The organism is Streptomyces sp. MS06 (assembly GCF_047200655.1).
Classification (GTDB): domain Bacteria; phylum Actinomycetota; class Actinomycetes; order Streptomycetales; family Streptomycetaceae; genus Streptomyces.
Window position 1 is genome coordinate 76,633 of record NZ_JBJZOJ010000012.1, and the last position, 14,296, is coordinate 90,928.

12 protein-coding genes are annotated in these 14,296 nt (G+C 74.1%); 8 read left to right on the forward strand and 4 right to left on the reverse strand.

Going from position 1 to position 14,296, the window contains the following annotated elements:
• The first annotated feature begins 124 nt into the window (after window positions 1–124).
• The 6 genes from ACL02U_RS08610 to galK all read left to right on the forward strand — a co-directional run bounded on the left by ACL02U_RS08610 (window position 125) and on the right by galK (window position 9,360).
• Window positions 125–2,206, forward strand: a complete 2,082-nt coding sequence (locus ACL02U_RS08610) for a PQQ-binding-like beta-propeller repeat protein (RefSeq protein WP_412790070.1) — start codon at window positions 125–127, stop codon at window positions 2,204–2,206.
• Between the two features lie 90 nt (window positions 2,207–2,296).
• On the forward strand, window positions 2,297–4,021 hold the full coding sequence (locus ACL02U_RS08615) for a PQQ-binding-like beta-propeller repeat protein (protein WP_412790071.1): 1,725 nt from the start codon (window positions 2,297–2,299) through the stop codon (window positions 4,019–4,021).
• A 337-nt stretch (window positions 4,022–4,358) separates the two neighbouring features.
• Window positions 4,359–5,051 carry a helix-turn-helix transcriptional regulator gene (locus ACL02U_RS08620; protein WP_412790072.1) on the forward strand — a complete coding sequence of 231 codons (693 nt, stop codon included), beginning with the start codon at window positions 4,359–4,361 and terminating at the stop codon, window positions 5,049–5,051.
• An 892-nt stretch (window positions 5,052–5,943) separates the two neighbouring features.
• On the forward strand, window positions 5,944–7,026 hold the full coding sequence (galT, locus tag ACL02U_RS08625) for a galactose-1-phosphate uridylyltransferase (protein ID WP_412790073.1): 1,083 nt from the start codon (window positions 5,944–5,946) through the stop codon (window positions 7,024–7,026).
• Window positions 7,023–7,982, forward strand: a complete 960-nt coding sequence (gene galE, locus ACL02U_RS08630; protein WP_412790074.1) for a UDP-glucose 4-epimerase GalE — start codon at window positions 7,023–7,025, stop codon at window positions 7,980–7,982. Before galT ends, galE begins: the two co-directional genes overlap by 4 nt.
• Before the next feature lie 214 nt (window positions 7,983–8,196).
• Window positions 8,197–9,360: a galactokinase gene (gene galK, locus ACL02U_RS08635; RefSeq protein ID WP_412790075.1), complete on the forward strand. Its 1,164-nt coding sequence runs from the start codon at window positions 8,197–8,199 to the stop codon at window positions 9,358–9,360.
• An 8-nt stretch (window positions 9,361–9,368) separates the two neighbouring features.
• Here galK and ACL02U_RS08640 read toward each other — a convergent pair whose 3' ends face one another.
• A complete protein-coding gene (locus ACL02U_RS08640; RefSeq protein WP_412790076.1) occupies window positions 9,369–9,812 on the reverse strand; it encodes a GNAT family N-acetyltransferase in 444 nt (147 codons plus the stop codon).
• A 236-nt stretch (window positions 9,813–10,048) separates the two neighbouring features.
• On the opposite strand from ACL02U_RS08640, the gene ACL02U_RS08645 reads away from it, so the two are divergent.
• A complete protein-coding gene (locus tag ACL02U_RS08645) occupies window positions 10,049–10,816 on the forward strand; it encodes a LuxR C-terminal-related transcriptional regulator (RefSeq protein ID WP_412790077.1) in 768 nt (255 codons plus the stop codon).
• On the opposite strand, the gene tamR is transcribed toward ACL02U_RS08645, so the two are convergent.
• Window positions 10,775–11,272, reverse strand: coding sequence for a MarR family transcriptional regulator TamR (tamR, locus tag ACL02U_RS08650; protein WP_412790078.1), 498 nt, complete (start codon window positions 11,270–11,272; stop codon window positions 10,775–10,777). The genes ACL02U_RS08645 and tamR overlap by 42 nt on opposite strands.
• Window positions 11,273–11,415: 143 nt before the next feature.
• Here tamR and ACL02U_RS08655 point away from each other — a divergent pair, with 143 nt between their 5' ends.
• The gene (locus tag ACL02U_RS08655) at window positions 11,416–12,231 is read left to right on the forward strand and encodes a trans-aconitate 2-methyltransferase (protein WP_412790079.1); all 816 of its coding nucleotides are present in this window, start codon (window positions 11,416–11,418) and stop codon (window positions 12,229–12,231) included.
• 61 nt (window positions 12,232–12,292) lie between these two features.
• On the opposite strand, the gene ptsP is transcribed toward ACL02U_RS08655, so the two are convergent.
• Together ptsP and ACL02U_RS08665 are read right to left on the reverse strand one after the other, a co-directional pair.
• Window positions 12,293–13,981: a phosphoenolpyruvate--protein phosphotransferase gene (gene ptsP / locus ACL02U_RS08660; RefSeq protein ID WP_412790080.1), complete on the reverse strand. Its 1,689-nt coding sequence runs from the start codon at window positions 13,979–13,981 to the stop codon at window positions 12,293–12,295.
• Complete coding sequence (locus tag ACL02U_RS08665) at window positions 13,978–14,256, reverse strand: HPr family phosphocarrier protein (protein ID WP_412790081.1); 279 nt, start codon at window positions 14,254–14,256, stop codon at window positions 13,978–13,980. The genes ptsP and ACL02U_RS08665 overlap by 4 nt, the downstream gene beginning before the upstream one ends.
• Between the last annotated feature and the right edge of the window lie 40 nt (window positions 14,257–14,296).

Genomic DNA, 14,296 nt, shown 5'->3' on the forward strand with positions numbered 1-14,296 from the left:
GGTCTGCCGGTGCCCGGTGATAGAAAGAGCCGTCCGAGAACCGTCGCCACCGCGAGAGACGACTCCGGGGGCACCCGGTACCTCAGGGCATGGCTAAGAATCAGTGAACGAGGGGGAGCCGCTGATGACTCAGCCGCCCGACCAGCCGCAGCAGCGGAGCGAACCCGGAGCGAATCCGGAGCAGCCGCCGAAGCCGTCGGGGCAACCGAAGCCGTCGGGGCAACCGGAGCAGCCGGAGCAGCCGGAGCAGGGCGGTGGCTTCGGTCCGCCCGCGTCCTCCGACGCGGCCCGGACGGCCCCGCCGCCCCCGCAGGGCCCGCCCCCGCAGGCGCCGCCGCCGGCGGGCTCGCCGGAGGCTCCGCCGCCCCCGCAGGCGCCGCCCGCGGGATCTCCGCAGCCCGGCTACGGCCACCCGCAGCAACCCGGTACCGCCGCCCCGCCGCACGCCGCCGGCCCGTACGGCACCCGGGGAACCCCGGGCGCCGCCGGGCCGTACGGCGCCCCGGGGACCCCGGGCCCGTACGGCACCGCGGGAACCCCGGGCGCCCCGGGCCCGTACACCGCTCCCGGCGGCCCCTACGGTCAGCCGCAGCAGGCGGGCCCCTACGGACCGCAGCCCGGCTACGGGTATCCGCAAGCGCCGGGTCCCTACGGACCGCAGCCGGGCTACGGCTACCCGCAGCAGCCGCAGTTCCCCGGTGCTCCCGGTACGCCCGGTGCTCCCGGTGCCCCAGGTACGCCCGCGGGCGGTGGTTCCGGTTCCCGCAACCCGTTCAAGGGCAGGCCCGCGCTCGCCGTCGGCGGCGCGGTGGTGGCACTGGCGGTCGTCGGAGCCACCGTGTTCGCCGTCACCCGGGGCGGGGGCGGCGACGCGCCGAACACCGGGCCCGTGGCCGGGCAGAGCGACGACGCCAAGGCGTCCGGCTCGCCCACCGCCCCCGTCGACCCCGGCGACGGCAGCGGCGACGGCGGCGGCGACCCGGAAGACCTCAACGCGGGCCGCAAGCCGGGCGAGGCGAAGGTGCTCTGGTACAAGACGGCACCCGACGTGCCCAAGTCCGGCGCCGACGCCCCCGGCATGTGGATCAACGGCAGTACGGTCGCGAAGGCCGCCTACAAGGAGGTCGTCGCCTACGACGCGGCCGACGGCCGGCCCACCTGGGCCCCCGTCACCTTCCCGGAGAAGATCTGCTCGGTCACCCGGCGGCAGTCGTCCGACGGCAAGGTCGTCGTGGCGTACATGAGCGGGACAACCGACCGCGCCAAGTGCAACCGGCTCCAGCAGATCGACCTCGCCACCGGGAAGAAGGGCTGGAGTGCCAAGGCGGACGACGGCGGGCTCTTCGACAGCGCGCTCAACGTCGAACTCTCCCTGGCCGGCGACACGCTGATGGTCGGCCGCTCGCAGTCCGGCACGGCGTACGACGTGCACAGCGGCAAGAAGCTGTACGAGAAGAAGAAGTACGGCACCGCCTGCTTCCCCTCCGCGTTCACCGGAGACGAGCACCTCCTGGTCTCCGTCGCGAGCTGCGACGCCGGCCGCGCCACCGAGCACGAGGAGATCCAGGGGCTCGACCCGGGGACCGGCAAGGTGCGGTGGACCCGCAAGCTCGGCAAGGGCTGGTCGGTCCAGCGGACGTACTCCATCGATCCGCTGGTGGTCTACAGCGTCAACAAGGACAAGAAGCAGTGGAACATCTCCACCGTCAAGTCGGACGGTAGCGTGCGCTCCCAGGTCTCCGCCGACGGCGACTTCGCCCCGCTGTGCACCTGGGCGATCTTCGAACGCGATCTGGAGGGCTGCCTGGGCACGGCCGCCGACGCCGACACGCTGTACCTGCCGACCGACGCGACCGGCGGCCCGAACGAGATCGTCGCGATCAGCCTGGCCACGGGCAAGGAGAAGTGGCGGGTGAAGTCGCCCGCCGACGAGTCGATGCTGCCGCTGAAGGTCGAGGGCGGGAAGCTCATCGCCTACGTCCAGCCCTCCTACGACGCCGGCGGCCAGGTCGTGGCGATCCCGACGTCCGGAACCACCCACACCCCGGCGAAGCTGCTGCAGAACCCCGAGGGCACCGCGAGGATCGAGGACGGCTTCTACCGCTGGACGGCCGACTGGGTCGACGGCCGCTTCTACCTCTCCAGCACCCGGCTCGGTGGAAGCGACGACGCGAAGGAGAAGCTGATGCTCGCGTTCGGCAACTGAGCCGGGGCGCGAGCCCGCTGCCCCGGGCCCGCCGCCCGCCGCCCGACCCGAACGCCCGCCTCCTCCCGCCCGTCCCCGAGGTACCCCGCGATGACCCAGCCACCGCCCCCGCCGCCGAACCAGCCCCCGCAGCAAGGGGGCTTCGGCCCGCCGGAGCAGCAGCCCTCGGCACCGTCCCCGGCACAGCAGCCCGGCCCGTACAGCACGCCCCAGCCCGCGCAGCAACCGCAGGCCGGTTACGGCTATCCGGGCCGGCCGCCCGGGCCCGGCTATCCGGGCCAGCCGTCCGGTTACGGCTATCCCGGTCAGCCGTCCGGGCCCGGCTACGGCTACCCGCAGCCGGGCCGGCCGCCCCGGCCGCAGTCGGGAACGCCGGACCGCGGCGGACGGCGGATCAACGCCCAGGCGGCGATCATCATCGCGGCGGTGGTGGCGATCGCGCTGATCGTCGTCGGCGGTGTCTGGTACGCGCACTCCTCGGCCGGCGGCGGCAAGGACGACACCGCCGGTTCCAGCGGCGGTACGGGCGGCGGCGGGGACGGCAAGGACGACGGCGGGACGCAGGGCTCCGAGAAGGTGCCCTCCGACACCTCCGCCCGGATGTTCCTCGAGATCCCCGCGCCGGCGGTCAAGGACCGGCAGGTGGACAGCGTTGAAGGCTCCTGGCTGACCGGCCGGGTGTACGCCAAGAGCGGCGTCGACGAGATCGTCGGCTACGACTCCGGCAGCGGCGCCGAGAAGTGGACGCTGCCGCTCAGCGGCCAGACCTGCGCCGGCTCCGACCAGGTCACCTCCGACGGGATCGCCGTCGTCCTGGCGGAGCAGGCCGAGCGCAACGGCGAGGGCGAACACGAGCCCTGCACGGAGATCACCGCTTTCGACGTGAACACCGGCAGGAAGCTGTGGACCAGGAGCGTCACCGGCAGCGGCAACAAGCTCGCCTTCGGCGAGGTCAGCATCTCCGGCACCACGGTCGCCGTCGGCGGCGGCTTGGACGGCGGCGCGGCCTTCGACCTGACCTCGGGGAAGAGCCTCTGGCAGCCCGAGCCCGGCCGGTGCGAGGACGCCGGGTACGCGGGCGGGGCGCAGCTCGTCGCGGTCCGCAGGTGCGGCGGCTACGACGGACGGTACGAGATCCAGCTGCTGAACGCCGAGACCGGCGCCGTGCGCTGGAAGTACCGCCTGCCGGCGGGTATCGACAACGCCAAGGTGATCTCCACCGACCCGGTCGTCGTGGGCGTCGACTCCGCCGACGTCACCTCCTCGGGTGCCACGGACATCTTCTCCCTGGACGACCGGGGCAAGCTGCTCTACAAGATCGGTCTGGAGGACGGCCGCTACGCCCACCGCTGCGAGATCGCGCAGTACGACGGCTGCCGGGGCGTCGTCGTGGGCAACGGCAGCCTGTACGTTCCGACCAGCGAGCACGACGGCTCGGGCGACGGCGGCCGCACCAACGAGATCGTGGCCTTCTCCCTGACCACCGGCAAGACGACCGGTGTGCGCATCGACGCGGGCGACGACTGGACGATCTTCCCGGTGCGCATGGACGGCGGGAACGTCATCGCCTACAAGGAGGCCCCGTACGGCAAGGGCGACCGGATCGTCTCCGCGGACGGCGCGACCGGCGAGGAGACCACGCTGCTGGAACTGCCGGCCGACGAGTCCGTGCAGGACGCCGTGAGCGCGATCGGACCCGACCGGGCCCAGCTGTGGTACGCGGGCGGTCGGCTGTTCATGAGCCAGGACCTGGTCAGCAAGCCCTACTCGGCGGACGAGAAGGAGTACACGGCCCTCGGCTTCGGCGCGGAGTAGCCGCCCGGGGCCGGCCGCCCGGGGCCGGCCGCCCGGGGCCGGCCGCCTGGGGCCGGCGGGCCGGCCGGCGGACTCGCGGCTCCGGTTCCCGGACGTTCCGGTTCGGGGAGCGGAGAGCCGCGCCCGTGCGGTGCGCCTATAGCGCTCCCCGTCGCCGGATGCGGGGAATGCCGGAAGTCTCCGTCGATCCGGGGCGGTTCTCGGTGTTAGGGGGAGCGCGAGGTCGAGCGAGCGTGTAGCTTCCGGGCATGAAGGACGGAGGCGCCGGTGGCCCTCTGTGCACGAGGCCCGTGGACATCCATAGTGGACATCCGATGGGGGGACTGGGGGGTTCTCTGTGGGAGTGCGGCTGATGGTGGTCGACGACCACCGACTGCTCGCCGAGGCGCTGGCCTCGGCGCTGAAGCTGCGGGGGCACCGGGTCCTCGCCGCGGCGGCGCCCGCCGCCGGGGCGGCGGAACTGGTGATCGCCCGCGCGCCGGAGGTGTGCCTGCTGGGCACGTCGGTACCGGCCGAGCCGGGCATCTTCGACCCGGTGGTGCGGATCAAGCGGGAACGGCCGCAGGTGGCGGTGCTGGTGCTGGGCCCGGTGCCCAGCCCGCGCGGTATCGCGGCGGCGTTCGCCGCGGGAGCCTCCGGTTACGTGCGGCACGACGAACGCATCGAGGGCGTCGAGCGGGCGATCATGAAGGCGCGTGCGGGGGACGCCGCGGTGGCGCCCCAGTTGCTGCAGGGGGCGTTCGGCGAGCTGCTGGATCCTGCGGCCCAGCCCGACGACGAGGGGCAGCGGCTGCTGGAGATGCTCACGCCGCGCGAGGTGGAGGTACTGGTCAGGGTCGCCGAGGGCGAGGACACCCGGCTGATCGCGGCCGGTATGGGTATCGCGCCGTCCACCGCCCGGACCCATGTCCAGCGGGTCCTGATGAAGTTGGGGGTGGGGTCCCGTCTGGAGGCGGCGGCCCTGGCCGCCCGGACGGGACTGCTGGACCGGGCGGGCCCGGTGGCACCGGCGGTGCCGCCGGCCGACTGAGGCGCGGTCCGCCGCCCGGCGGAGTTCGGCCGGCCCCCGCCCGAGCGGAGCGGGCCGTCCGGAGGGTCCGCCGGGCGCGGCGGACGGCCCGCCCGGGGTGATGCATGCCGGCACGAGGGAGCCGGCCACCGCGACGGCCACCCACCGGGGCCGGCCCGGCAGCGCCCGGACGACGGTGGCGAGGGCGTGGAGCCTGACGTCGGCGATCACGATCGAAGCAAAGCCGAACAGGATCGAACTCGGCAGATGTGCCCACCTGCCGTATCGCAGCGGCACCGATTCGGGCACCGAACTGACCCGGAGCCGTCGTGAAACGGCACCGTCACCAGGCCGGGGAAGACCGTCGCCGGGACAGGCCCGATCCGGTACCGGTGGGTCGTGCACCCGCCATGCCGGGCGCTGTCGGCGGCCGTGCCCAGGATCCCGGTGGCCGGTGGCCGGTGGCCGGTGGCCGGTGGCGGGTGGCCGGTGGCATCCGGGTCGGCGGCGACGAAGGCCGGGCCCGTGACCCGGACGGGCGGTGAGCGCCCGGGCGGGCGGTGAGCGCCCGGACGGGAAGGAGTCCCGGCTGGCCCCGACCGGGCGGCCGGCGGCGAGCCCGATGCCCGGGACCGCCGCGAAGCAGATGCCGGGGATCGCGTAGTCGAGCCGGGCCGGTGCGTGGGCGGCCGCACCTCCACTACCGGGTATGCGGCTTTCATGAGGGTATGCGCAGAGAATTCGCTTCGTCGCGTGAAGCGTTCTGGAAGGGAAAGCGCGCCTCGGTGTTCAGAAAATGAACAATTTCCTTGCCCTCTCCTGTTCGGTTGCGGGGGGCCGTGTGCGGGTTTGATTGTGGTGTGTTATGTTCGATTGTGTTGAGTGATTGGGCGCGGGCGACGAGGAGTCCGATGTGAAGAAGACCTCCACCCGGCTGGCCGACGGTCGTGAGCTGATCTACTACGACCTGCGGGACGACAGCGTGCGCGAGGCGGTGGACCGCCGTCCCCTGGAGCGGACCGTCACCACCTCCGAGGTGCGCCGCGACGACCTCCTCGGCGACCGGGTGGCGATCGCCTCGCACCGGCAGGGGCGCACCTACCATCCGCCCGCCGACGAGTGCCCGCTGTGCCCCTCCGCGGGGGAGCGGCTGAGCGAGGTCCCGGACTCCTCCTACGACGTCGTGGTCTTCGAGAATCGTTTCCCCTCGCTGGCCGGGGTCTCCGGACGGTGCGAGGTGGTCTGCTTCACCTCCGACCACGGCGCCTCCTTCGCCGACCTGGGCGAGCAGCAGGCGCGCCTGGTGCTGGACGCCTGGACCGACCGCACCTCCGAACTGTCCCATCTGGCCTCCGTCGAGCAGGTCTTCTGCTTCGAGAACCGGGGCGCCGAGATCGGTGTGACGCTCCAGCACCCGCACGGGCAGATCTACGCGTACCCCTTCACCACGCCCCGCACCGCCGCGATGCTGCGCCAACTGTCGGCACACAAGCAGGCCACCGGCGGCCGGAACCTCTTCGACGACGTGCTGGAACGGGAACTCGCCGGTGAGCGGGTGGTCCTGGAAGCCGATCACTGGGTGGCGTTCGTGCCGTACGCGGCGCACTGGCCGTACGAGGTGCACCTGTACCCGCGCCGCCGGGTGCCGGACCTGCTCGGGCTCGACGAGGCGGCGCGCTCAGAGTTTCCCAAGGTTTACCTGGAACTCTTGAGGCGCTTCGACCGGATCTTCGAGGAGGAGGACGGAGGGAGCGGCGCCGGGGAGTCGCCCACGCCGTACATCTCCGCCTGGCACCAGGCACCGTTCGGCCCGAGGGCGGCGTCCGAGGGCGTGAGCCGCGACGACTTCGCCGTCCACCTGGAGCTTTTCACCATCCGCAGGACATCCGGCAAGCTGAAGTACCTCGCGGGCTCCGAGTCCGGCATGGGCGTGTTCATCAACGACGTGCCGCCGGAGCGCGCGGCCCGGCGACTGCGAGAGGTAGCGAGTTCATGAGCGGTAAGTACCTGGTGACCGGCGGAGCCGGTTACGTCGGCAGCGTGGTGGCCCAGCACCTGCTGGAGGCGGGCCACGAGGTCGTCGTCCTCGACAACCTGTCGACCGGCTTCCGCGAGGGCGTGCCGGCGGGCGCCGCGTTCGTCGAGGGCGACATCCGCGACGCCGCCGACTGGCTCGACCCGTCCTACGACGCCGTGCTGCACTTCGCCGCCTTCTCCCAGGTCGGCGAGTCCGTACGGAAGCCGGAGAAGTACTGGGACAACAACGTCGGCGGGACCATGGCCCTGCTCGGCGCCATGCGCCAGGCCGACGTGCGCACCCTGGTGTTCTCCTCCACCGCCGCGACCTACGGCGAGCCGGCGGGCACGCCGATCACCGAGACCGACCCGACGGCGCCGACCTCGCCGTACGGTGCCTCGAAACTCGCCGTCGACCACATGATCACCGGGGAGGCGGCGGCGCACGGACTGGGCGCGGTGTCCCTGCGCTACTTCAACGTCGCCGGCGCCTACGGGACCTGCGGCGAACGCCACGACCCCGAGTCCCACCTGATCCCGCTGGTCCTCCAGGTCGCGCAGGGCAGGCGCGAGTCCATCTCGGTCTTCGGGGACGACTACCCGACCCCGGACGGCACCTGCGTCCGCGACTACATCCACGTCGCGGACCTGGCCGAGGCCCACCTGCTGGCGCTGGCCGCAGCCCGGTCCGGGGAGCACCTGATCTGCAACCTCGGCAACGGCAACGGCTTCTCCGTCCGCGAGGTCGTCGAGACGGCACGGCAGGTCACCGGGCACCCGATCCCCGAGGTCGTCGCCCGGCGCCGGGACGGCGACCCGGCGGTCCTGGTCGCGTCGGCCGCCACCGCCCGCGAGAAGCTGGGCTGGAAGCCGTCGCGGACGGACCTCGCCGGAATCGTCGCGGACGCGTGGGACTTCGTGCGGGACCGCGGCTAGGGCCGCGGCAGGCCGCGGGCGCCCCGGCGGGGCCACGTGCGCCCCGGCGGGCCGTCGGCGGCGCCAACGGAGCGGACGGATCCGGCAGGGCCGGCAGAGGAACGAGACGGATCCGGCAGGGCCGGCAGAGGAACGAGACGGATCCGGCAGGGCCGGCAGAGGAACGAGACGGATCCGGCAGGGCCGGCAGAGGAACGAAGGTGAGGGGCAGGGCATGAGCGAGACCGTCGCCGGCGCAGTGGCCGAACGGTTCGGGGAACTGTACGGGTCCGGGCCCGAGGGAGTCTGGGCGGCGCCCGGCCGGGTGAACCTGATCGGGGAGCACACCGACTACAACGACGGCTTCGTCATGCCGTTCGCGCTGCCGCACACCGCGGTCGCCGCGGTCTCCCGGCGGAAGGACGGCCTGCTGCGGCTGCACTCGGCCGACGTCGAGGGCGGTGTGGCCCGGATCCGCCTGGACGAGGCGGTACCGGAGTCCGACCGCGACTGGACGGCCTACCCGGCGGGAGTGGCCTGGGCGCTGCGCGCGGCCGGCCACGACGTGACCGGCGCCGACGTCCACCTGGAGTCCACCGTCCCGGCGGGCGCGGGCCTGTCGTCCTCCGCGGCGCTGGAGGTCGTCGTGGCCCTGGCCCTGAACGACCTGTTCGGCCTGGGCCTGTCCGGCAGCGGGCTCGCCCGGCTCTGCCGGCACGCCGAGAACGCCTACGTCGGCGCGCCCGTCGGCATCATGGACCAGACGGCGTCCGCCTGCTGCCGGGCCGGGCACGCCCTGTTCCTCGACACCCGCGACCTGTCCCGGCAGCAGATCCCGTTCGATCTCGCCGCCGAGGGCCTGCGCCTGCTGGTCGTCGACACCCGGGTCCAGCACTCCCACAGCGGCGGTGAGTACGGCAAGCGCCGGGCGGGCTGCGAGCGGGCCGCGGCGCTGCTCGGCGTCGACGCGCTCCGCGACGTCGCCCACGGTGAACTGGACGTGGCCCTGGACCGGTTGGGCGGGGAGGAGGAGCTGCGCCGCCTGGTGCGCCACGTGGTCACCGAGAACCACCGGGTGGAGCAGGTCGCCGAGCTGCTGGACTCCGGCGGCACCCGTGCGATCGGTCCCGTCCTGGTCGAGGGGCACGCCTCCCTGCGGGACGACTTCCGCATCTCCTGCGCGGAGTTGGACCTGGTCGTCGACACGGCCCTGGCGGCCGGGGCGCTCGGCGCCCGCATGACCGGCGGCGGCTTCGGCGGCTCGGCGATCGTGCTGGTCGAGGTCGGCGACGTCGCCGCCGTCACGCGGGCGGTCGAGGAGGCCTTCACGGCCGCCTCCTTCCGAGCGCCGCGGGTGTGCGAAGCGGTCCCCTCGGCGGGGGCGGTCCGGCTGCGCTGAGAACGCGGTCACCCCAGCCGCTTGGTGAGCGTGTACTCCGTGACGCCCGGTGGGTAGCCCGGCACCGTCCCCACCACCTCGTACCCCTGTTTCCGGTAGAAGCCGGGTGCCTGGAAGTCCCAGGTCTCCAGCCGGGCGGCGGCGCAGCCGCGGTCCTCGCGGGCCAACCGCTCGGCCCGGGCCAGCAGGCGGGAGCCGAGGCCGGCTCCCCGGTGGGGGGCGTCGACCCACAGGTAGGTGACGTGCAGCCAGGTCGCCCAGGTGTGCCCGACCAGTCCGGCCGCGAGGCCGCCGGACTCGTCCAGGGCCCAGACGTGCAGCGGCAGGTTGCGCTCGGCGGGGGTGCCGCGCAGCGCGCTCAGCACCGGGGAGGCGGCGGAGTTGGTGTCGCGGAGGCGTGAACGGAGGTGATCGCGCCGTTCGTTGTCCACTTCAGCCTCGATACGAAACATGCGGCACACCATAAACGCGCTGGACGGGCAGTTCTGCAAATAGCCTTCCGCTGTCCGCCCGCAGCCCTACTCTGTGAGCAGTGCCGGTGGGGGCCGGTGCTGATCAGGGGGCCGGTCGGTCGGGTACGACACCCGAAGCGGGGGTAGCAGTTCCGGTACGGCGGCGGCCGTTCGGGCGTTCGGCCCCGGGCGTCGTACCCGCGCCTGTCGTTCTCCGAACCAGTGGGGGTAGTTCAGTGGTTCGCATCCGAGTCCTGGTCGTCGACGACCACCGCATCTTCGCCGAGTCGCTGGCCGCGGCGCTGGCCGCCGAGCCGGACGTGGAGGTGTCCGCGGCCGGCAGCGGCCCGGCGGCCCTGCGCTGCCTGGAGCGGGCGGCGGCGGACGGCCGCCGGTTCGACGTGCTGCTCGTCGACGCCGACCTCGGCGGCAACGTGCCCGGAGGCCGGCCCGCCGTGCCCGTGCGGGTGGGCGACGAGGACGGCCTCGTCGACGGCATCTCCCTCGTCGGCGGTGTGCGCGCGGCGCAGCCCGGGGTGCGCACCGTGGTGCTGGCCGAGCGGGACGACCCGCGCCGGGCGGCGCTCGCCCTGCAGGCGGGCGCCTGCGGCTGGGTCGCCAAGGACTGCTCGCTGTCCCGGCTGCTGACCGTCGTACGCGGGGTGCTGCGCGACGAGACGCATCTGCCGCCGGCGCTGCTCACCGGCGTGCTGCGGGAGCTGACGGCCGCCCGCAGGCACCGCAGCGAGAGCGAGCGGCTGGTGGAGTCGCTGACCCCGCGGGAGCGCGAGGTGCTGCGCTGCATGGTCGCCGGCCTGGGCCGCAAGGCGGTGGCCGAGCGGCTCTACCTCTCCCCGCACACCGTGCGCACCCATATGCAGAACGTGCTCGGGAAGCTCGGGGTGCACTCCACGCTCGCGGCCGTCGCCCTGGCCCGCCGGGCCGGGGTCGGCCCGGTCGACCTAGCCGGGGATGTTGTCGAACGGGGCGGTCAGCTGGCGTAGCAGCCCGGCCAGCTCGGCGCGCTGCGCCCGGGACAGCTCGGCCAGGATGGCGCGCTCCTGCTGCAGCAGCCCCGCCAGCGCCTGGTCGGCCCGGTCGCGGCCCTCCCCGGTGAGCCGCACCAGCACCCCGCGCCGGTCGCTGGGATCGGGCAGCCGCTCCACCAGCCCCTTCTTGGCGAGGCGGTCGATGCGGTTGGTCATCGTGCCGGATGTCACCAGGGTCTGGGTGAGGAGTTGCCCGGGTGAGAGCTGGTACGGGGCTCCCGCGCGCCGCAGCGCCGTCAGCACGTCGAACTCCCACGGCTCCAGGCTGTGCTCGGCGAACGCCAGCCGGCGTGCCCGGTCCAGGTGCCTGGCCAGCCTGCTCACCCGGCTGAGCACCTCGAGCGGTTCCACGTCGAGGTCCGGGCGCTCCCGGCGCCACGCCGCGACCAGCCGATCGACCTCGTCCTCCATGGAGATCAGTGTAGTGGTTGTGTCGACATGAAGTCTCTTGACATCGAGATATCTTCGGGGGCAGCCTGGAAACGACCGCCCGACCCGGCGGGACCGGCAGGCCCGACGCCGCCCGCCGTCGGCCCCGCAGCCGAGGAGCCCCCATGCCCGCACCCACCTGGGACCCCGTCCAGTACCTCCGCCACGCCGACCACCGAGCCCGCCCCTTCGCCGACCTCCTCGCCCGTGTGCCCGCGCTCCCCGGCAGCCCGCCGCGCATCGCCGACATCGGCTGCGGCCCCGGCAACGCCACCGCCACCCTCGCCGACCGCTGGCCCGAGGCGCACATCACCGGCTACGACAACGCGCCCGCGATGCTCGACCGGGCCGCCACCGAACAGGAGGGGCCCACGCCCGGCGGCGGCCGCCTCGACTTCGTCCTCGCCGACGCCCGGACCTGGGAACCCGCGGAGACCCACGACCTCATCGTCAGCAACGCGGCGCTGCAGTGGGTCGACGGGCACCTCGGCCTCCTCCCCGGCTGGATCGCCGCCCTCGCGCCCGGCGGCACCCTCGCCTTCCAGGTCCCCGACAACGCGGACGCGCCCCTGCACACCCTGCTGCGCGAACTGGCCCGGAGCGCCCGCTGGCGGGACCGGCTCGGCGACGTCCCGCGCCGCCCCGACTCCGTGCACGCCCCCGGCGCCTACCTCGGCGCGCTCACCGCGCTCGGCTGCACGACCGACGTGTGGCAGACCACGTACCAGCACGTCCTCCACGGCGAGGATGCCGTGCTCGACTGGGTCAGGGGCACGGGCCTGCGCCCCGTCCTCACCGTCCTCGGCGACGACCCCGCCGCCCGCGACGCCTTCCTCGACGAGTACCGGACCCTGCTCCGCGCCGCCTACCCCCGCACCCCGCACGGCACCGTCCTGCCGTTCCGCCGCCTGTTCGCCGTGGCCCGGAAGGAGGCACGGTGATCGTCGCGCTGGACCGCACTCCCTCGCACCGCCCAGGCTCCGGGCAGCAGCTCGTCGGCGCTCAGGCCGACGCCCCGTGTACGGCCTCGCGGGCCGTCGCCGCGTCCGGGGCGGCGAGTGCCAGGTCGGCGACCCGGTGGCAGTGGTCCAGCGTGTGCGAGGCCAGCGACGCCCGGACGTCGCCGAGACATCCGGGCGCGACCGACAGGCTGGTGACGCCCAGGCCGACGAGTACCAGAGCGAGCAGAGCGTCCGCCGCGGCCTCGCCGCACACACCGACCGGCCTGCCCTGGTCGGCTCCCGCCTCCGCGGTCGTCCGCACGAGTTCGAGGAGGGCCGGCTGCCACGGGTCGAGGAGTCCGGCCAGAGCTCCCAGGGTGCGGTCGGCTGCGAACGCGTACTGGGCCAGATCGTTGGTCCCGACGCTGAGGAAGTCACACCGCGGCGCGAGTTCCCCGGCGCGCAGTGCCGCGGCGGGCACCTCCACCATGGCGCCCACGGTCCGCAGCCCGTGGGCCTTCGCCCGTTCGGCGAAGTCGGCCGCCTCGGCGGGTACCGAGACCATCGGCGCCATGACCCATACGTCGGCGTCACCACCCCGCGCCGCCGCGGCGATGGCGGCCAGCTGCGTCTCGAGAAGCTGCGGGTCCCGGCGCGCCGTGCGCAGGCCGCGCACACCGAGCGCGGGGTTCTGCTCGTCGGCCGCGGTGGCGAACGGCAGGGGCTTGTCGGCTCCGGCATCCAGGGTGCGTACGACGACCCGGCGGCCCGCGAAGGCGGTGAACACCTCGCGGTAGGCGGCCGTCTGCTCGTCGCGCGTGGGTGCCTGTTCACGGTCGAGGTAGAGAAACTCCGTACGGAACAGCCCGACGCCCTCGCTGTCGGCTGCCGCCGCGGCGGGCAGCTCCTGCAGCGCGCCCAGGTTGACCAGCAGTTTGACCGGATGCCCGTCGGCCGTCCGCCCCGGGCCGACGGCCTGCGCCGAGAGCCGGCGCCGCTGTTCTTCGCGTGCGGCGGCGGCCGCCACGGTCTCGGGCTCGGGTTCGGGAACGACCGTACCGGCGGCGCCGTCGACGAGGACCGGCGTGCCGTCCGTGAGCGCGGCCGCACCGGCGCAGCCGACGACGGCGGGTAGGCCGAGGATCTTCGCGAGGATCGCGGTGTGGCTGGTAGGTCCGCCGCGCTCGGTGATCAGGGCGAGGACCTTGGCCGGGGCGAGGAGTGCGGTGTCCGCGGGCGCGAGGTCGTCCGCGACGAGGACGTACGGCCGGCCGGGGTCGGGCAGTCCGGGCGTCGGGAGGCCGAGGACACACGCCACGGCGCGGTTGCGAAGGTCGTCGAGGTCGGCGACGCGCTCGGCGAAGTAACCGCCGGCGGCGATGAGGGACGAGCGGAAGCCGCGGAACGCCGCGTCCAGGGCGTGGGCCGCGTCGGCTCCGCCGAGCACGAGCTCTCCGACCTCGTCGGCGAGGGCCGGGTCGGCGGCCATCATGGCCTGGGCGGACAGGACCGCGGCCGCTTCACCGTCGGCGGCTGCCGCGCGTTCCCCGAGATCGGCGGCGACGTGTGCCAGCGCCCCGCGCGCCGCCGCCTCCTCCGCGGGCACGTCGGCCGGAGCCACAGTGCGCGACGGCGGCAGGGCGGCCGGGGGCGCCATACGGGCGACGGGCCCGGCGGCGCTGCCGCCCCCGGTGCCGATGCCGTGCAGCACGGGAGCGCTCCCTGCTGTCGTGGTCGTGCCGGTCGTCACCGCTGCTCCTGGGCGTCGAGGTCGGTGGCGGCCAGCGTGGCCAGTTCCTCGAGGGCGGTCTCCGCGCCGTCGCCCTCGGCGGACAGCACCAGCGGGTCGCCGTGCTTGGCGCCGAGGGCGAGCACGGACAGCAGGCTCCGGGCGTCGACCGGGGTCCCTCCGTCGCGGGCTACGGTGACCCTGACCGGCTGGCGGGCCGCGGCCTGGACGAAGACGGCGGCGGGCCGGGCGTGCAGTCCGGAACGGGAACCGACGACGACAGTGCGCTGGGGCATGGGGATGACACTCCTTCGGGGATGGGGCGAGGGCTGCTGG

Excerpts from the sequence above, each read along its gene's own strand:
- ACL02U_RS08610 (WP_412790070.1), top strand. The coding sequence starts at position 125 with ATGACTCAGCCGCCCGACCAGCCGCAGCAGCGGAGCGAACCCGGAGCG.
- ACL02U_RS08615 (WP_412790071.1), top strand. The coding sequence starts at position 2,297 with ATGACCCAGCCACCGCCCCCGCCGCCGAACCAGCCCCCGCAGCAAGGG.
- galE (WP_412790074.1), top strand. The coding sequence starts at position 7,023 with ATGAGCGGTAAGTACCTGGTGACCGGCGGAGCCGGTTACGTCGGCAGC.
- galK (WP_412790075.1), top strand. The coding sequence starts at position 8,197 with ATGAGCGAGACCGTCGCCGGCGCAGTGGCCGAACGGTTCGGGGAACTG.
- ACL02U_RS08640 (WP_412790076.1), bottom strand. The coding sequence starts at position 9,812 with ATGTTTCGTATCGAGGCTGAAGTGGACAACGAACGGCGCGATCACCTC.
- tamR (WP_412790078.1), bottom strand. The coding sequence starts at position 11,272 with ATGGAGGACGAGGTCGATCGGCTGGTCGCGGCGTGGCGCCGGGAGCGC.
- ACL02U_RS08655 (WP_412790079.1), top strand. The coding sequence starts at position 11,416 with ATGCCCGCACCCACCTGGGACCCCGTCCAGTACCTCCGCCACGCCGAC.
- ACL02U_RS08665 (WP_412790081.1), bottom strand. The coding sequence starts at position 14,256 with ATGCCCCAGCGCACTGTCGTCGTCGGTTCCCGTTCCGGACTGCACGCC.